The sequence below is a fragment of the Methyloparacoccus sp. NF-16 genome, from assembly GCF_056880625.1.
Window position 1 is genome coordinate 1,058,353 of record NZ_CP174130.1, and the last position, 17,652, is coordinate 1,076,004.

Annotated in this window: 12 protein-coding genes; 9 read left to right on the forward strand and 3 right to left on the reverse strand. The window is 68.8% G+C overall.

Annotated features, from left to right (window positions below; genetic code table 11):
• The first annotated feature begins 86 nt into the window (after window positions 1-86).
• The 3 genes from aroK to hemE all read left to right on the forward strand — a co-directional run bounded on the left by aroK (window position 87) and on the right by hemE (window position 2,868).
• A complete protein-coding gene (aroK, locus tag ACH5N8_RS05165; protein ID WP_483282769.1) occupies window positions 87-641 on the forward strand; it encodes a shikimate kinase AroK in 555 nt (184 codons plus the stop codon).
• Window positions 622-1,704: a 3-dehydroquinate synthase gene (gene aroB, locus ACH5N8_RS05170; RefSeq protein ID WP_483282770.1), complete on the forward strand. Its 1,083-nt coding sequence runs from the start codon at window positions 622-624 to the stop codon at window positions 1,702-1,704. The genes aroK and aroB overlap by 20 nt, the downstream gene beginning before the upstream one ends.
• A gap of 84 nt (window positions 1,705-1,788) precedes the next feature.
• Window positions 1,789-2,868 carry a uroporphyrinogen decarboxylase gene (gene hemE / locus ACH5N8_RS05175; protein WP_483282771.1) on the forward strand — a complete coding sequence of 360 codons (1,080 nt, stop codon included), beginning with the start codon at window positions 1,789-1,791 and terminating at the stop codon, window positions 2,866-2,868.
• A 30-nt stretch (window positions 2,869-2,898) separates the two neighbouring features.
• On the opposite strand, the gene ACH5N8_RS05180 is transcribed toward hemE, so the two are convergent.
• On the reverse strand, window positions 2,899-4,479 hold the full coding sequence (locus ACH5N8_RS05180) for an amino acid permease (protein WP_460028299.1): 1,581 nt from the start codon (window positions 4,477-4,479) through the stop codon (window positions 2,899-2,901).
• 178 nt (window positions 4,480-4,657) lie between these two features.
• Here ACH5N8_RS05180 and ACH5N8_RS05185 point away from each other — a divergent pair, with 178 nt between their 5' ends.
• From ACH5N8_RS05185 to ACH5N8_RS05195, 3 genes are all read left to right on the forward strand, one after another.
• Window positions 4,658-5,788 (forward strand): MalY/PatB family protein, encoded by a 1,131-nt coding sequence (locus ACH5N8_RS05185; protein WP_483282772.1) that lies wholly within the window; start codon window positions 4,658-4,660, stop codon window positions 5,786-5,788.
• A 57-nt stretch (window positions 5,789-5,845) separates the two neighbouring features.
• Window positions 5,846-6,607: a hydroxyacylglutathione hydrolase gene (gene gloB, locus ACH5N8_RS05190; protein WP_483282773.1), complete on the forward strand. Its 762-nt coding sequence runs from the start codon at window positions 5,846-5,848 to the stop codon at window positions 6,605-6,607.
• A 155-nt stretch (window positions 6,608-6,762) separates the two neighbouring features.
• Complete coding sequence (locus ACH5N8_RS05195) at window positions 6,763-8,688, forward strand: OmpA family protein (protein ID WP_483282774.1); 1,926 nt, start codon at window positions 6,763-6,765, stop codon at window positions 8,686-8,688.
• A gap of 84 nt (window positions 8,689-8,772) precedes the next feature.
• Here the strand turns inward: ACH5N8_RS05195 and ACH5N8_RS05200 are convergent, their stop codons facing one another.
• The gene (locus tag ACH5N8_RS05200) at window positions 8,773-9,153 is read right to left on the reverse strand and encodes a hypothetical protein (protein ID WP_483282775.1); all 381 of its coding nucleotides are present in this window, start codon (window positions 9,151-9,153) and stop codon (window positions 8,773-8,775) included.
• A 307-nt stretch (window positions 9,154-9,460) separates the two neighbouring features.
• Between ACH5N8_RS05200 and ACH5N8_RS05205 the strand changes: the two genes are divergently transcribed.
• Genes ACH5N8_RS05205 through ACH5N8_RS05215 form a run of 3 tightly spaced genes read left to right on the forward strand, consistent with a single transcriptional unit; the run spans window position 9,461 to window position 13,945 of the window.
• Entirely contained in the window at window positions 9,461-10,540 is a 1,080-nt protein-coding gene (locus ACH5N8_RS05205) for an ABC transporter ATP-binding protein (RefSeq protein WP_483282776.1), read from the forward strand.
• A gap of 22 nt (window positions 10,541-10,562) precedes the next feature.
• Window positions 10,563-12,254: an ABC transporter substrate-binding protein gene (locus tag ACH5N8_RS05210; protein WP_483282777.1), complete on the forward strand. Its 1,692-nt coding sequence runs from the start codon at window positions 10,563-10,565 to the stop codon at window positions 12,252-12,254.
• Window positions 12,251-13,945, forward strand: coding sequence for an ABC transporter permease (locus tag ACH5N8_RS05215; RefSeq protein WP_483282778.1), 1,695 nt, complete (start codon window positions 12,251-12,253; stop codon window positions 13,943-13,945). The genes ACH5N8_RS05210 and ACH5N8_RS05215 overlap by 4 nt, the downstream gene beginning before the upstream one ends.
• A 117-nt stretch (window positions 13,946-14,062) precedes the next feature.
• Here the strand turns inward: ACH5N8_RS05215 and ACH5N8_RS05220 are convergent, their stop codons facing one another.
• Complete coding sequence (locus ACH5N8_RS05220; protein WP_483282779.1) at window positions 14,063-17,449, reverse strand: type I restriction endonuclease subunit R; 3,387 nt, start codon at window positions 17,447-17,449, stop codon at window positions 14,063-14,065.
• Between the last annotated feature and the right edge of the window lie 203 nt (window positions 17,450-17,652).

Below are 17,652 nucleotides of genomic sequence, written 5' to 3' on the forward strand. Positions count from 1 at the left end.
CGGGGCGGCGCAGGGGCGAGGGCGCGGCAGCCGCCGGGAAGGCGGCTGGACCGTGATATTATCCGCCATTTTCCGGCTGCCCCGGCATGCGACACGCCTCCGCTCTTTTCCTGATCGGTCCCATGGGTGCGGGCAAAAGCACCATCGGCCGTCTGCTGGCCAAGGCGCTGGACGCGGAATTCGTCGACAGCGACAAGGAAATCGAGCGGCGCACGGGCGTCAGCATCCCGATGATCTTCGAGTACGAGGGCGAGGCGGGCTTCCGGCGGCGGGAGGCCGAGGTGATCCGCGAGCTGACCGAGCGCAGCGATATCGTCCTGGCGACCGGCGGCGGCTCGGTGCTGCTGCCGGAGAATCGCGCCCGGCTGCGCGAGCGGGGCTTCGTGGTCTATCTGCATTGCCCGGTGGACAAGCAGCTGGAGCGGACCCACAAGGATTCCAACCGGCCCATGCTGAACACCGGCAACCCGCGCCAGCGGCTCACCGAGCTGTTCGAGATGCGCGAGCCGATCTACCGGGAGCTGGCCGACTGCATCGTCGACACCGGCCAGAACTCCAGCCGCAGCGTCGTCCGGCAAATCCTTCGTGCCCATGAGCGGGCCCAATCGCACGTTTCTGCCCATGAGAACCCTGAACGTTGACCTCGGCGATCGCGCCTATCCCATCTACATCGGCCAGCGCCTGCTGGACCAGCCCGCGCTGATCGCGCGCCATGTCGACGCCGGGCAGGTGATGATCGTTACCAACGCGACGGTGGCGCCGCTCTACCTGGCACCGGTCGAGGCGGCCCTGTCCGGCCGGCAGCTGGCCAGGGTCGTGCTGCCCGATGGCGAGGCCTACAAGAGCATGGACTCGGCCATGGCCGTCTTCGACGAGCTGCTGCGGCTTCGCTTCAGCCGCAGCGCGCACCTGATCGCCCTGGGCGGCGGCGTGATCGGCGACCTGACCGGTTTTGCCGCCGCCTGCTACCAGCGTGGCGTGCCGTTCATCCAGGTGCCGACCACCCTGCTGGCCCAGGTGGATTCCTCGGTCGGCGGCAAGACGGCCGTCAATCATCCGCGCGGCAAGAACATGATCGGCGCCTTCTACCAGCCGAAATGCGTGATCGCCGACATGGGCACCCTGGATACCCTGGCCGACCGCGAGCTGAGCGCGGGCTTGGCCGAGGTCATCAAGTACGGTCTCATCCGCGATCCCGGTTTCTTCGACTGGCTGGAAGCTAACATCGAGCGTCTCCTGGCCCGCGACCCGGAGGCGCTGGCGCTGGCGGTGGAGCGCTCCTGCCGCAACAAGGCCGAGGTCGTGGCCGCCGACGAACGCGAATCCGGCGAGCGCGCCACCCTCAATCTCGGCCATACCTTCGGGCATGCCGTGGAAACCGGGATGGGCTATGGTGCGGTGCTGCACGGCGAGGCCGTGGCCATCGGCATGTGCCAGGCGGCCGACCTCTCGCGGCGGCTGGGCTGGCTGGACGAGGCCACGGTACGGCGCATCGTCGGCCTGCTGGAACGCGCCCGGCTGCCGGTCCGGCCGCCGGCCGGGCTGGATGCCGACGCTTTCCTCGAATACATGGCGGTGGACAAGAAGAATGTCGAGGGCCAGCTGCGGCTCGTCCTGCTGGAGCGCATCGGCCGTGCCACGCTGCCGATGGCGGTCGATACCGCCACCCTGCGCCAGACGCTGACAGGCTATGCCCGCGGCTGAGTGCCCGGCAGCCCCCGCATGACGCCGGGACCGGCCGGCTGTCCCGACCCTGACCCCTCTTGCTGACCCTTCCAGGATGCTCCGATGACTGTTCTCCTCAATGACTGTTTCCTGCGCGCGCTGCTGCGCCAGCCGGTGGACCGGACCCCGGTCTGGATGATGCGGCAGGCCGGACGCTACCTGCCCGAGTATCGCCGCGTGCGTGAACGGGCGGGCAGCTTCATGAGTCTCTGCACGACGCCGGAGCTGGCCTGCGAGGTCACCCTGCAACCCCTGGCGCGCTACCGGCTCGACGCCGCGATCCTGTTTTCCGACATTCTCACCATCCCGGATGCCATGGGGCTGGGGCTGGAATTCGTCGAGGGCGAGGGCCCGCAGTTCCGTCACCCGCTGCGGACGGCGGACGCCATCCGCCAGCTGCCGATCCCCGATCCCGAGCAAAGCCTCGGCTACGTGACGGACGCCGTGCGGCTGATCCGCCGGGAACTGGGCGGCCGCGTGCCGCTGATCGGTTTCTCGGGCAGTCCCTGGACCCTGGCCACCTACATGGTGGAGGGCCGCAGCAGCCGGGAATTCCGCCGGATCAAGGGGCTGATGTACGAGCAGCCCGAGCTGCTGCATCAGCTGCTGGACCGGCTGGCCCAGGCGGTCGGACGCTACCTCGCCGCGCAGATCGCCGCGGGCGTCGATGCCGTCATGGTCTTCGATACCTGGGGCGGCGTCCTGTCGCCGGCGCAGTACCGGGCCTTCTCGCTGGATTACGCCGCGCAGTCGCTGGACGGCCTGCCGCGCGAGCGTGCCGGGCGGCGGATACCCGCGATCCTGTTCACCAAGGGTGGCGGCCAGTGGCTGGAGGGCATGGCGGCGGCCGGTTACGACGCGCTGGGCCTGGACTGGACCACCGATATCGGCGAGGCGCGCGCGCGGGTCGGCGACCGGGTCGCCTTGCAGGGCAATCTGGACCCGCAGGCCCTCTACGCGCCGATACCGCGGCTACGGGAGGAGGTCCGGGCCATCCTGGCCGGCTTCGGGCCGGGCAGCGGCCATGTGTTCAATCTTGGCCATGGTGTCTGGCCGGACGCCGACCCCGAGCATGTCGGCGCCATGATCGAGGCGGTGCACGAGTTCAGCCCGGCCATCCACGCCGCCGGCCGCAACGCCTGAGCGAGCGACCGGCCGGCCTGTCCGGCGGCCTCAGGGGGCTGCCCGTTCCCCGGCCTCGTCCGGGTTCGCCCCTTCCTCGCCCAGATCCGCCAGCGGCCGTATTTCCGCCAGCAGTTCCTCGCCGCCCGCCGGTGTCGGAATGCCCAGCGCCAGATGGCTCCTGCGGTAGCCGTACAGGAAATAGAAGGTCAGGCCGATCAGGCCCCAGACCGGGAAGACCAGCTGGGCCTCGGTCGGCAGGAAGATGAACAGGATCGCGCAGCCCAGCATGGCCATGGGGCCGACGATCCAGATGCCCGGCGTGCGGAATGGCCGGTGGCGGTCCTTTTCCTTGACCCGCAGGATCATCACGGCGATCGAGACCACGAAGAAGGCGAACAGGGTGCCGGAGTTGGAGATGTCGGCGAGCTTGCCCACCGGCAGGAAGGCCGCCGCCAGGGTGACGCCGGCGCCGGTGATCATCGTCACGATGTGCGGCGTCCGGAAGCGGGGATGGACGCGGCTGAGGACATCCGGCAGCAGCCCGTCGCGGGCCATGACGAAGAAGATGCGGGTCTGGCCGAACAGCAGCATCAGGATCACCGACGGCAGGGCCAGGAAGGCCGCGAGGCCCAGCAGGTTGCCCAGCCTGTCCCAGCCGATCTGCCGCAGCACCAGCGCCAGGGCTTCCCGGGAGCACACCAGCGGCTGCTGGCCGGCCGTCGCGAGTTGCTGGCATTCCGCGGCCAGGGCCGGGGAGCCGGGCGGCAGGCCGGCGCCGCTGGCGTCCGTCAGCGGCTGGGCGCCGATGGCGCCGATGGCGCCGGCCGACACCAGCAGGTAGAACACGGTGCAGATGCCCAGCGAGCCGATCAGGCCGATCGGCACGTTGCGCTGCGGGTTGCGGGTCTCCTCGGCGGCGGTCGAAACGGCGTCGAAACCGACATAGGCGAAGAAGATCGAGGCCGCCGCCGCCACGGCGCCGGAACCTCCCAGCGGCAGGAAGGGCTGGAAATGCTCGCTTTTCAGAGCCGGCAGGGCGATGAGGATGAACACGCTCAGGGCGATGATCTTGACCGCCACCAGGATGGCGTTGAAGGTGGCGCTCTCGCGGGTGCCGACGATCAGCAGCCCGGTCACGAACAGGCTGATGATCACCGCTGGCAGATTGATGAGGCCGCCGGCATAGGGGCCGTTGGCTAGCGCCATGGGTATCTCGATGCCGAGGGAATTGTGCAGCAGACCGGCGAAATAGCCGGACCAGCCGACCGCCACCGCACTGGAGGCGACGGCGTATTCCAGCACCAGGGCCCAGCCAACCATCCAGGCGATGAGTTCGCCCAGCACCGCATAGGAATAGGTGTAGGCGGAGCCCGATACCGGCACCATCGATGACAGTTCGGAATAGCACAGCGCCGCCACCGCGCAGACGAAGCCGGCGATGATGAAGGAGAGCATCATGCCGGGCCCGGCCTTCTGCGCGGCTTCCGCCGTCAGCACGAAGATGCCGGTACCGATGATGGCGCCGATGCCGAGCAGGGTCAGCTGCCAGGCCCCGAGCGAGCGGTGCAGGCTCTTCCTTTCGGCTGTCAGCAGGATGGCGTCCACGGGTTTAACGCGCCAGAAGATCATGATGGTTTCATCCTCGGTGGGTGAGTGGTTGAGCGGCGGGGAGTGTAACGGAATTGACACGGTTTCCCGAGAGCCCGGCACGCGGTGCCGGGTCGGTCGCGGGTGGCCTGAAACCCGTGCAAGATTTCAGCCATTTCTGGGCCGGGGCGGATCTTCCTGCATGAGCGGAGACGGCGACATGACCGATTTCGACCTTCCCATCGACCGGCACAGCACCGGCAGCGTCAAATGGAACCGCTATGCGGGGCGGGACATCCTGCCGCTGTGGGTGGCCGACATGGACTTCCGCTGCCCGCCGGCGGTGCTGGCGGCGCTGCATCGGCGCATCGCGCATGGCGTGCTCGGGTATGGCGAGCCCTCGGCCGGGCTGCTCGACGCGGTGACCGGCTACCTCAGGGCCAGCTACGGCTGGTCGCCGCCGCCCGAGGCGCTGGTCTGGCTGCCGGGACTGGTCGTCGGGCTGAACCTTGCCTGCCGGGCGGTGGGTGCGCCCGGCGACGCCGTGATCAGCGCCACGCCTGTCTACCCGCCGTTTCTCGCGGCGCCGAGGCTGGCGGAGCGGACGCTGGTCCGCGTGCCGCTGCGCCAGGCGGCGGACGGCTGGCGCTGGGACTTCGAGGCGCTGGAACGGGCGCTGACACCGCGCACCCGCCTGCTGCTGCTCTGCCATCCCCACAATCCGGTCGGCCGCGCCTGGACACCGGAGGAACTGCGGCAGCTGCTGGCCATCGCCCGCCGCCACGATCTCCTGATCTGTTCCGACGAGATCCACGGCGACCTGATACTCGAACCCGGGCGCCGGCATGTGCCGCTGGCCTTGATCGACCCGGCCTTTGCCGAGCGCACCCTCACCCTGATGGCCCCGTCCAAGACCTGGAACCTGCCGGGACTGGGCTGCTCCTTCGCGGTGATTCCGGACCCCGCGCTGCGCCGGCGTTTCCGGCGGGAGATGGCGGGACTGGTGCCACCGGTCAACGTGCTCGGGCTGACCGCCGCCGAGGCCGCCTATCGGGACGACGGCCGCTGGCGCGCCGACCTGCTGGCCTACCTGCGCGGCAACCGGGCGCTGCTGCGCGACTGGTTCGGCGACAGCCGGCGCCTGCGCTGGACCTGCCCGGAGGCGACCTATCTGGCCTGGATCGACGCCCGCGCCATTGACCCCGTCGACCCGCTGCCGGCCTTCGAGGCGCTGGGCGTGGGACTTTCGGATGGCCGGGATTTCGGCTGCCCCGGTTTCGTGCGGCTGAATTTCGGCTGCCGCCGCGCCCTGCTGGCGCAAGCCCTGGAGCGCCTGGCGCCGCTGCGCTGACGCGGCCATGCCAGCGCCATTTTCCCCCGATCCTCACCAAGCCCTGGGAGCAAGACCATGGAAATCGTTCAGATACCCGCGCTGGCGGACAACTATGTCTATCTGCTGCACGAGCCCGCCAGCGGGACGACGGCGGCGGTCGACCCGCCGGAGGCCGAAGGCGTGCTGCGCGCCCTGGCCGAACGGGGCTGGGCGCTGACCCATATCCTCAACACGCATTTTCATGGCGACCATGTCGGCGGCAATCTGACGCTGAAATCGGTCACCGGCTGCCGGATCGTCGGCCACGCCACGGCGCGCGAGCCGATCCCGGGGCTCGACCAGCCGGTCGACGAGGGCGACTGCGTGCGGCTGGGTGACAGCGAGGCCCGGGTGCTGGCGGTACCCGGGCACACGGCCGGGCATGTCGCCTACTGGTTGCCAGCGACATCCCGTCTCTTCTGTGGCGACACCCTGTTCGGCATGGGCTGCGGGCGGCTGCTGGGCGGCAGCGCCGGGCAGCTGTGGGCCTCGCTGCAACGCCTGCGGCAATTGCCGGGCGACACCCTGGTGTACTGCGCCCACGAGTACACGCTGAACAACGGCCGCTTCGCGCTGACGGTGGAGCCCGGCAATCCGCGGCTGGTCGAGCGCCAGCAGCGGACCCGGGCGCTGCGCGAGGCGGGTCGTCCGACGGTGCCCTCGCGCCTCGCCGAGGAGTGCGACACCAATCCCTTCCTGCGTCCCGAAAGCCCGGCCATCCGCGCCAGCCTGGGGCTGGAAGGGGCGAGCGATCTGGCGGTCTTCAGCGAACTGCGCCGCCGCAAGGACCACTTCTAGCGTTGCCCGCCGGTTCGCCGGACGGACCGGTGGCGTGTCGTCGACACCATGGCATTCAAGCGCTTGCGTAAGCCAAACGAGGCCCAGTCCGCTATCATTGGCCGTCGATCGGCTGGCCCCGCCGCCAACCCAACCCAGATTCAGGAGAGCCCTCGATGGCCTTGTTGACCGAAATCGTGCAAGAGACCGCTGACAGTTTTGGCCTGGGCGACAGGGCGCCGGCCCTGGTGGCCGAGGCGCTCCGGCTGGTCTTCAACGAGCGCAACGGCGGTCTGCGCGGTCTGCTCGACCGCTGCGGGCAGGCGGGGCTGGGCGACCTGGCGGACAACTGGTGCGACAGCCATGCGGCCCTGAAGCTGCTGGACGGCGGGCAGCTGGAAAAGGTGGTCGGTGCCGCCGCCATCGCCGAGGCCGGCAAGACGCTGGGCATGGCCAATGCCCGCGTCAGGACCGCCATGGCCTTCGTCATTCCCCGGCTGGTAAGGCTCTTCGCGGCGGGTGGCAAGCTGCCTCGCGAGATGCCGTCGGCGGTACAGGCGTTCCTGCGCAGCGACGCGGCCAGGCCCAGGCCGCCGGCCGGCAAGCCCCGGACGCCGGTCACCTCCAGGCCCTCGCACGCCTGGCTGGGGTGGACCGTCGGCACGCTGGCCCTGCTGCTGACGGCCGGCTACAGCGGCCTGCAAATCCTCGGGAGCCGTGACGGCACCCCGCCGCTGGCACCGCCACCGCCGCCGCCCGCGGCCGCCATCGAGACGCCGGCCGCCCCGATGCCCGAACCCGAGCCCGGCAAGCCGATCGCCAGGCTGACCATCCGCAACGATGGCGGTCGCTTCGAGTACGCCGGCGAAGTCGGCGATGCCGGCATGAAGACCGCGATCGGCAACCAGTTGCTGACCTTCTTCGGCCAGGCCCGCCTGAGCGGCAACCTGGACATCAATCCCCTGGTCGGCGTGCCGCCCTGGTTTGCCAAGCTGGACCGGGTACTGCCGCAGCTGAACGTGCCGGGCACGGTTCTGCGCCTGGAGGGCAATACCGCCCGGCTGGGCGGCTGGCTGTCGGACCCGGATCGGGAAAGCGTGCTGAACAGCATCCGCACGGCGATGGGGCCCGGCTTCCGCTACGGCTACCTGGGTGACGAGACCCAGGAGCTGGCCCAGGAATCGCGCAGCCGTGCGCTCCAGGCGCTGGCCGCGCTGCCGCCCGCTTACCAGGGCCAGGATATCGTCGCCATCCTCAACCAGTGGGTGATCCTGTTTGCCGAGGACAGCGCGGCCCTCCCGGACAGCAGCCGCGAAGTGATCTACAAGGCCGCCGAGCTGATGCGGATCATGGCCCAGCCGGTGGTGTTCGAGATCGGTGGCCATACCGACAACCAGGGCAATGTCCATGCGAGCCAGAAGCTCTCCCTGGAGCGCGCGGTGGCGGTGAAGAATGCCTTCATCCAGGCCGGTCTGCCGGAGCCCATGGTGCGCGCCAGGGGCTATGGCGGCACGCGGCCGATCGCCGCGAACGACACGCCCTATGGCCAGTTCCGCAACCGCCGGATCGAGTTCGCCGTGCTGGAACCCTGCCTGACCAAGTCGGCCTGTGGCCTGCCGGATCCGGCGGCCATCCTCGAACCCCCGCCGGCACCGGTCCTCGAGCCGCTGGAAAGCCTGGAGCCCCTGCCCGAGGCGATCAGCCCGCCGGTGGTCCGCGAAAGCCGGCCGGCTGCCGCGCCGGCCGAGGCAGCACCCGAGTACCGGCCCAGACCCCGGCCGCGTCCGCGCGATACCGGCGGAGAGTCCGCCGCCACCGGTTCGGGCCGCGGCGCGAGGCCGGCCAGCGGCGACGAGTCCGGGGCCAGACCGGCCGCTCCCCGACCCGCCCGCAGCAGCGCGACGCCGCCGGGCACGCCTGGCAAGGGCACCGACGGCAAGGCCAGGCCAGCCGAGACGAAGAAGCCGGCCGCCAGCGCCGGCGGTGCCCCGGCGTCGACCACGGAGCCGAAGAAGACCGACGCGGCGGCGCCGAAGCCGAAACCCAAGCCGGCTCCGGCACCCCGCACGACCAGCCCCGGCAGCGTCCAGGATCTGTTCTGATGGCGGGTCAGGCCGGTCGGCGGCCTGGCCTGGCTACGGCGGGATGGGGTGCGGGCCCGGCGGGTTTCCCGCTCCCCGTGTCGCTCAGGGAAGCGCGGCTTCCAGCTGGCCGGCGGCTGCCTCGCAGGCCGGGACCGCGTCCACCAGCGCCGGGTCGATCGGCGCGCCGGTCAGCTCGGCCAGGACCCGTTCCGCCACCAGTTCGCTGAACGGTTCGCAGGCCTTGGCCATCCGGCGCGCGGCCACCGCGAGCGGCTGGTCCTCGTCGATATCCTCCTCGGAAAAATTGCCGACCGCCCGGATCAGCTGGCCGGTGACCCGGCTCTGCTGGCGGTAGACCTGCTCCACATAGCGCGTGAAGGCTTCCGGCGTCATCTCCAGGGTTTCGCCCGAAGGTGTGTGCGCGACGATGGTCGTGCAGCCGGACAGCAGGGCCAGTCCGGCGCCCAGCAGGCGGTTTCGCATGACGGCATTTCCCCGGCCGGCCGGCCGGGGACGGGGATGGGGGCAGGTCTTCGGCCCTGTCCGGGCGGGGGCTCGATGGCGCATCTTGCGTCAGCTGGGGTCTGGGTCCGCGCGAGGGTGACGCTCCTGGCCGGATCCTCTGGCCAGCTCGGGTATCGCCGCCGGTCCGGCCGGGCGACAGCGCATCCGTCCGCTGCGGGCGGGTTGCGGGGGCGCCATCATACCGCAGCGGGTTTTGTGGTTTCATGTGGGCCTGCGGGCCAGCGCCCGTCTGCCCGCCAGCCGGTTTTTCCCACAGACATCACGCATGGTCGCGCTTTCGATACGACAACTCAGCAAACGCTTCGGCGAGCAGACGGTGCTCGATGCCATCGACCTGCGCATCGCGGCGGGCGAGCTGTTCTTCCTGCTGGGGCCGAGCGGCTGTGGCAAGACCACCCTGCTGCGACACCTGGCCGGTTTCCTGGTCCCCGACGCCGGTGCCATCTGGTTCGGCGACCAGGACGTGACCCAGCTGCCGCCGCACCGCCGCGGCACGGCGATGATGTTCCAGAGCTATGCGCTGTGGCCGCATCTGAGCGTCGCCGGGAACGTTGCCTTCGGGCTGGAGGAGCGGCGGCTGTCCCGGGCGGAGATTGCTGCCCGCGTCGACGAGGCGCTGGCGCTGGTGCAGCTTGGCGGGCTGGGCGAGCGGCGCATCCAGCAGCTGTCCGGCGGCCAGCAGCAGCGTGTGGCGCTGGCGCGGGCACTGGTGGTGCGGCCGCGCTGCCTGTTGCTGGACGAGCCCCTGTCCAATCTCGATGCCCGGCTGCGGCTGGAGATGCGTGTCGAAATCCGTCGCATCTGCAAGGAATTCGGCCTGACGGCTGTCTATGTCACCCACGATCAGGCGGAAGCCCTGTCGATGGCCGACCGGCTGGCGGTGATGGTGGCCGGCCGGCTGGCACAGGTGGGGACGCCGCGCGAGGTCTACCGGCGACCGCTGGACCGGCGGGTGGCGGCGTTCATCGGCGAGACCAATCTGCTGCCGGCGCGGGTGCTGGCGCGGGATGCGGGGACGGGCGTCGCCATGGCCGAGACTCCGGCCGGGCGGCTGCGGGCCACGGTCGGCGGGCACGGCTGGCAGCCCGCCAGCGGCGACAATGCCTGGCTGTCGGTGCGGCCCGAGGCCCTGCGCTGGCTGCCGGCGCCGGAGGCCACCGAGACGCTGGCAGGGGTGCTGGCGGATGCCGTCTATCTCGGCGCCACCGCGCAATACCGGCTGCGGCTGGCGGACGACAGCAGCCTCGCGGTGATCGAGCAGAACCCCACCGACCTGTCGCGCGTACCCGGCGAGCACGTCGCCGTCAGCGCGGCGGTGGACGATCTGGTGCTGCTGCCGGACTGAACGATTCATCCGCGCCGCCCGCATGTCCACGTCGCCGCCACCTGTTGCCACCCGGGCCAGCCACGGCCGTGCCATGGCCGGGGTGCTGCTCGCGCTGCTGCTGATCCTGGGCGGTCCTTTCCTGTTGCGGCCGCGCGAGGCTGGCGAGGCGCTGCGCTACGACCGCCGGCTGGTGATCCTGTCGCCGCACAACGAGCGGGTGCGGCGCGAAATCGGCCGAGCCTTTGTCGAGGACTGGAAGGCCCGCACCGGCGAAACGGTCTACCTGGACTGGCGCATCCCGGGCGGCTCGACCGAGATCGCCCTGTTCCTGAAATCCGAATTCGCCGGCGCCTTCCAGTATTTCTGGGAGACCACCCGGCACCAGCCCTGGACGGCGGCGGTCGCCTCGGCCTTTGCCGATCCCGGGACGCCGCCGCCCGAGCCGGCCGGGAGCCCGGACGATCTGGCCAGGGCGGCGCGACGGGCCTTCCTCGCCGCGCCGGTCGGCGTGGGCGTCGATCTCCTGTTCGGTGGCGGCGCCTACGACTTCCACCAGCTGGCCGAGGCGGGCTACCTGGTGGCCGGCGACGCGGCCGCGGGTACCGGGCTCGCCGCCATCCGCACCGCCTATCCCGACTGGTTCGGGCCGGAAGCCCTGCCGGCGGCAGCCGGCGGCGAGCCGTTCCGCGATCCGGCCGACCGCTGGTGCGGGGTGGTGCTGGCGACTTTCGGCATCGTCTACAACCGCGACGTGCTGCGGCGGCTGGGCATCGCCAGCGAACCCGGGCAATGGAGCGACCTCGGCCAGCCCGGGCTGTCGGGCCAGGTGGCGCTGTCCGATCCCACCAAGAGCGGTTCGGTGGCCAAGGCGTTCGAGCTGATCGTCCAGCAGCGGATGCAGCAGGCCGTTGCGGCCGCCGCCGCGCGCGGCCGGCCGGAGGCCGACGGCATCCGCGAGGGCTGGCTGGCGGGGCTGCGGCTGATCCAGCGCATCAGCGCCAATGCCCGCTACTTCACCGATTCCGCCGCGAAGATTCCGCTGGAGGTCGCCCGTGGCGATGCCGCCGCGGGCATGGCCATCGACGCCTATGGCCGGGCGACGCAGGAATTCGTGCGCCGGCCCGACGGCAGCAGCCGGGTCGGTTTCGCCACCCCGCTGGGTGGCACTTCGGTCAGCGTCGATCCCATCGCCCTGTTGCGTGGCGCGCCCGATCCCCGGCTGGCGACGGCCTTCATGCGCTTCGTGCTGTCGCCACGCGGACAGAAGCTGTGGGCCTTCCGTCCCGGCACGCCGGAGGGGCCGGTGGCCTCGGCCTTGCGGCGCCTGCCGGTACGGCGGGATTTCTACACGGCGGAGAACCGGCGCTACCGCAACGATCCCGACGAGCAGCCCTATCGGCAGGCCGAGCATTTCGTCTATCACGCCGGCTGGACCGGACCGGTGTTCGGCGCCCTGCGCTTCCTGATCCGGGTGATGTGCGTGGACACCCATGACGAGCAGCGGAGCGCCTGGCGGGCGCTGATCGCGGGCGATCTCCCGGCTCCGGCGCTGGCCGCCTTCCACGATCTCGATGGGCTCGACTACGATGCCGTGCGCGACCGCATCGCCCCGGTGCTGCGGGCCAAGGACAAGGTGGCCGAGGTGCGCCTGGCGCGCGAGCTGACACTGGCCTTCCGCGAGCGCTACCGGCGCGCCCGGCAGCTGGCCCAGGGCGGGGAGGGGGGCCGGTGAGTCCGCGGCTGGAAAGGCTGGTGTCGGTGGTCGCGGCCCTGTTCTTCGGCCTGTTCTTCGTGCTGCCGATCTGGGGCACGCTGCGCGCGGCCTTTGTCGATCCGGCGGGCGGCCATACGCTGGCCTTCGTCGGTGAGGTCTTCCGCCATCCGCTGTATCGCGAGGGATTGGTCAATTCCTTCCTGATCGCCGTGCTCTCGACCCTGGGCTGCCTGATGCTGGCCTTGCCGCTGGCCGTGGCCTATGTCCGCTACACCTTTCCCGGCCGCACGCTGTGCAACTCCCTCCTGCTGACGCCCCTGATCCTGCCGCCCTTCGTCGGCGCCCTGGGCGTGCAGGCGATGCTGGGGCAGGCGGGGGCGCTCAACAGCCTGCTGGCCGGGCTGGGCCTGATCTCGGCCGAACGGCCGATCGACTGGCTGGGCGAGGGGCGCCTGGCCGGTGTCGTGCTGATGAACGTCCTGCACCTCTATCCCATCGTCTACCTGAATGTCGCGGCCTCGCTCGCCAATCTCGATCCGGCCCTGGAGGAGGCCGCGGCCAACCTCGGCTGCCCGCCCTGGCGGCGGTTCTGGCGCATCACCCTGCCGCTGACCCTGCCGGGGCTGTTCGCGGGCGCCGCCATTGCCTTCATCTGGGCCTTCACCGAACTGGGGGTGCCGTTGATCTTCGATTACGCTCGCGTGACCTCGGTGCAGATCTTCAGCGCCATCAAGGATCTCAACGATAACCCCTTTCCCTACGCGCTGGTGGTGGTGCTGCTGTTCTTCACCACGCTCTTCTACGCCCTCGGCCGGCTGGCCCTGCGCGGCGACTGGTCCGGCGGCGGGGGCCGGGCGACAACGGCGCGGACGCCGGTGGCGCTGGCGGGCGCCCGGGGCTGGCTGTGCGCGGCCGGGTTTCTCGGCGTCATCGCCCTGGCCCTGCTGCCGCATGCCGGGGTGGTGCTGATGTCGCTGGCCGGCGACTGGTACCGGACCGTCCTGCCGCAGCCGCTCACGCTCGCGCACTACCGCGGCGCGCTGGGACACGAGCTGACGCTGACCGCCATCGCCAACAGCCTCAAGTACGCCTCGCTGGCGACCCTGCTGGACGCTGTGCTGGGCGTTGCCGTGGCCTGGGCGGTAGTCCGCGGCACCACCCGCTGGCGGCACTGGCTGGATACCCTGGCCATGCTGCCCCTGGCGGTGCCGGGCATCGTCATGGCCTTCGGCTACCTGGCCCTGTCGCGCGAGGGGCAGCCGCTGCACGGGTTGATGCTGGGCGAGGATCCGGTGCTGCTGCTGGTGATCGCCTATGCCATGCGGCGGCTGCCCTATGTGGTGCGCTCCGCCGCGGCGGGGCTGCAACAGGTCAGCCCGGCGCTGGAGGAGGCGGCGCAGAATCTCGGCGCTGCGCCACTGCGGGCGCTGTGGCGCATCACCCTGCCGCTGGTGGCGCCGAACCTGCTCGCCGGCGGATTGCTGGCCTTCGCCTTCGCCATGCTGGAGGTCAGCGACTCGATGATCCTGGCGCAGCAGACCGTTACCTTTCCCATCACCAAGGCCATCTATACCCTGGCCTCGGCCCTCGGCGACGGACCCGCCCAGGCGGCGGCGCTGGGCGTCTGGTCGATGCTGTTCCTGACCCTCACGCTGATTGCCGCCGGCCTGGCGCTGGGTCGCCGGCTGGGCGCCCTGTTCCGGACCTGAGGCGCGCGGCTGGTTCCGGATGGCGAGGCTTTCGGTGGCAGCGAAATCGCAGCAGTATGGCGTGCAACGGCCGCTCCATTGGGATGATCGTCGACCGTTAAGACCCTCCAGCGCCTATCACGTCGACCACTCATTCGACAGCGATTCCGCCTGCTTGAGCACCAGCTCGACCGCATCGGCCTGCTGGTCGGGCGGGTACTTCCACTTCTGCAGGCAGCGCCGCACCAGAATCCGCAATTTCGCCCGGACGCTTTCGCGTACCTGCCAATCGACCGTGGTGCTGGCACGCAACTTTTCCGTGATCTCGATGGCAATCTTCTTCAGGATGTCATCACCCAGTTCGCGGACCGCGCTTTCATTGTTGGCCAGCGCGTCATAGAAGGCGATCTCGTCCTGGCCCAAGCCCAGCGCCGCTTCGCGCTCCAGAACGGCCTGAAATTCCTTGGCCATCTGGATCAGCTCCTCGATGACCTGCGCTGTTTCGATGGCGCGGTTGTGGTACTTGCGCAGGGTTTCCAGCAGACGGTCGCCGTACTTCTTCTCCTGTACCACGTTGTTGCGCGCCCGCGCCTTGATCTCGTCCCGCAGCAGCTTTTCCAGCAGTTCCACCGCCAGGTTGCGGCTGTCCATCTGGCGCACATCTTCCAGAAACTCGTCGGACAGCAGACCGATGTTGGGTTTGTCCAGCCCCGCCAGCGCAAAAATGTCAGCCACACCATCGGCAACGATGGCGTTGTCCAGAATCTGCTTCAGTGCGCTGTTCTTCTCTTCGGTGGAGCGCTTCTTGTCCACCGTAGTGAACTTGGTGATGGCCGCCTTGATGGCCGAGAAGAAGGCGATCTCCTTGCGCAGCGCGGCGGCTTCATCCAGCGTGCCGCACAGCGAATAGGCCTTGGCCACCGCCACCATGGTGTCGAGGAAGCGCTGCTTGCCGTCCTTCAGGCCCAGCAGATGGTTGGCGCAGGGCAGCAGCAGTTGCATGGCGTGCGTCTCGAAGCCGTTGTAGTTGCAGCCGTGCATCATGCCGCGCACGATGTCCATCTTCTCCAGCAGTACCGACAGCGCTTCGGCCGCGTTGTGCGTCGGGTCGCCCTTGCCCTTGGCTTCGGTGTAGGCCTTGAGCGCGGCTTTCAGCTCATTGGCGATGCCGATGTAATCCACCACCAGGCCGCCGGGCTTGTTCTTGAACACCCGGTTGACGCGCGCGATGGCCTGCATCAGGTTGTGGCCCTTCATGGGCTTGTCCACGTACATGGTGTGGCAGCAGGGCGCGTCGAAGCCGGTCAGCCACATGTCGCGCACGATCACCAGCTTCAACGGGTCTTGGGCATCCTTGAAGCGCTTCTCCAGCCGCTTCTTCACCTGCTTGCTGTACAGGTGGGGTTGCAGCAGTGGCTTGTCGGCCGCTGAACCGGTCATCACGATCTTGATGGCCCCTTGCTCGGGGTCGTCGCTGTGCCAGTCGGGCCGCAATGTGATGATGGCGTTGTAGAGCTGGGCGCAGATGTCGCGGCTCATGCACACGATCATCGCCTTGCCCTCCAGCGTCGCGCTGCGGGTTTCGAAGTGCTCCACCAGATCTTTCGCCACCTGCGCCAGCCGCGGCTCGGCGCCTACCAGCTTGGCAAGCTGTGCCCATTCGCTCTTGGTCTTCTCGCGGCTGGCGATGTCCTCTTCATCCTCGACAACTTCTTCCACCTGCGCGTTGAGCGCGTCGATCTCGGCCTGCTTCACATCCAGCCTGGCCAGACGGCTCTCATAGAAAATGGGCACCGTCGCGCCATCGTCCACCGCATCCTGAATGTCATAGATGCTGACGTAGTCGCCGAATACCGCGCGGGTGTCCTTGTCCTCCAGGGCGATGGGCGTCCCGGTGAAACCGATGAAGGTGGCGTTCGGGAGCGCATCGCGCAGGTGCTTGGCATAGCCGAACACGTACGTGCCCGTCCTGGTGTCCAGCCGTCCCTTGGTGCCGTACTGACTGCGGTGGGCTTCGTCCGAAATCACCACGATGTTGGAGCGGTCGGACAGCAGCGGGTGTTTGTCCTCCTCCTCCAGCAGTGCGAATTTCTGCACCGTGGTGAAGATGATCCCGCCTGCCTGACGCGAGGCCAGCATCTCGCGCAGTTCGTCACGACTGCCTGCCTGCACGGGCGTGGTCTTGAGCAAGTCACTGGCGGCGCAGAAAGTGGCAAACAACTGGCCGTCCAGATCGTTGCGGTCCGTCACCACCACCAGCGTCGGGTTCTTCATCTCCGGCTGTTGCAGCAGCTTGCCTGCGTAGCAGGCCATGGTGATGCTCTTGCCCGAGCCTTGCGTGTGCCACACCACACCCGCCTTGCGCGAGCCGGGCACGACCTCCTTGCCGTAGGTGGCCCGCTCGTCGCGCACCTCCAGCAAGCCCTTGTCGGTATCCTGAGACGCGATCACGGTGGCTCGCACCGCCTCGCGCACCGCATGGAACTGGTGATAGCCGGCAATCTTCTTGACGAGACTGTCGCCGTCCTGCTCGAACAGCACGAAGTGCCGCACGTAGTCTAGGAACAGTTCCGGCTTGAAGAAGCCACGCACCACCGTTTCCAGCTCCAACTGGAGGCGGGGCCGATCATCTTCGTTTTCGATGGTGCGCCAAGGCAGCATGCGCTCCGCATTCGCGGTGAGCGAGCCCACGCGTGCCGTCCAGCCATCGCTCACCACCAGGGCGGCATTGCTGTTGAACAGGTCACCGATCTCGTCCTTGTAGGTCTGCAACTGGTTGAAGGCATCCCACACGTCCGCCTGCTCATTGGCGGGGTTCTTCAGTTCCACCACCGCCAGCGGCAGGCCGTTCACGAAAACGATCACATCCGGGCGGCGTGGCTGCTTGGTACCGGTGATGGTGAACTGGTTCACCACCAAAAAATCGTTATTGCTAGGCTGCGCGAAGTCGATGAAGTGCACCAGATCGGCTTTCTTCTCATCTCCCACCGCAAACTCCACCAGCAAACCGCCTAGCAACAAACGGTGCACGCTGCGGTTACGCACCACCATCTGCGGCTCGCTCACCGTTTGCAGCGCATGTGCGGCCTGCTCCAGCGCAGCGGGCGGAATCTGCGGGTTAATGCGCGCCAGCGCCGTGAGCAAGCGCTCGCGCAGCACCACCTGCCGGTAGTCGGTGCGCTCTGGGGCGCTGCTGTCGGGCGCAATGTCCGGGCCGTGGGCAAAGCGCCAGCCAGCGTCCTGAAACCAGCCGAGGCAGAGCTCTTCGAGTTGTTGCTCGTTCAGCATGTGAAATTCCTTGCCATTGCACTCGCCACGATTTGCGATGAAATAAGAAAAACCATAACAATCAACGACTTGGCGAACATAGAACGACCATTTCGCGTTTGCGATGGGATAGCAATGGGCACATACCGCGATGACCTGTCGATGGGTTCGACACGTCGCAAAAACATGTCGAAAAACACGAGAAAAATCGACATATCTGGAGATCGGCTCTGCCCATGCTCCCGCTTTGCGGCCCATGCTGCAGAGCCACGCTAGTCACACAGAGCCCCCAAAGGTGAGAACCTCGCCCCCAAAGCAGTCAACTTGGTGAACCCAGTCTGGGCAGGAGAACTGCGCATATCGCCCTGCGTTACGCCGGGTTTGCCGGTTCCAGGTGCGTCTGGTAAACTCCAGCCCAGCTCATCTACCACGTGTAGAAGGAGTATCCGAAGCCCTTGCAC

Bases quoted from the DNA above. Each gene is read 5' to 3' on its own strand.
- aroK (WP_483282769.1), top strand. From the start codon at position 87: ATGCGACACGCCTCCGCTCTTTTCCTGATCGGTCCCATGGGTGCGGGC.
- aroB (WP_483282770.1), top strand. From the start codon at position 622: ATGAGAACCCTGAACGTTGACCTCGGCGATCGCGCCTATCCCATCTAC.
- hemE (WP_483282771.1), top strand. From the start codon at position 1,789: ATGACTGTTCTCCTCAATGACTGTTTCCTGCGCGCGCTGCTGCGCCAG.
- ACH5N8_RS05180 (WP_460028299.1), bottom strand. From the start codon at position 4,479: ATGATCTTCTGGCGCGTTAAACCCGTGGACGCCATCCTGCTGACAGCC.
- ACH5N8_RS05185 (WP_483282772.1), top strand. From the start codon at position 4,658: ATGACCGATTTCGACCTTCCCATCGACCGGCACAGCACCGGCAGCGTC.
- gloB (WP_483282773.1), top strand. From the start codon at position 5,846: ATGGAAATCGTTCAGATACCCGCGCTGGCGGACAACTATGTCTATCTG.
- ACH5N8_RS05195 (WP_483282774.1), top strand. From the start codon at position 6,763: ATGGCCTTGTTGACCGAAATCGTGCAAGAGACCGCTGACAGTTTTGGC.
- ACH5N8_RS05200 (WP_483282775.1), bottom strand. From the start codon at position 9,153: ATGCGAAACCGCCTGCTGGGCGCCGGACTGGCCCTGCTGTCCGGCTGC.
- ACH5N8_RS05205 (WP_483282776.1), top strand. From the start codon at position 9,461: ATGGTCGCGCTTTCGATACGACAACTCAGCAAACGCTTCGGCGAGCAG.
- ACH5N8_RS05210 (WP_483282777.1), top strand. From the start codon at position 10,563: ATGTCCACGTCGCCGCCACCTGTTGCCACCCGGGCCAGCCACGGCCGT.
- ACH5N8_RS05220 (WP_483282779.1), bottom strand. From the start codon at position 17,449: ATGGGCCGCAAAGCGGGAGCATGGGCAGAGCCGATCTCCAGATATGTC.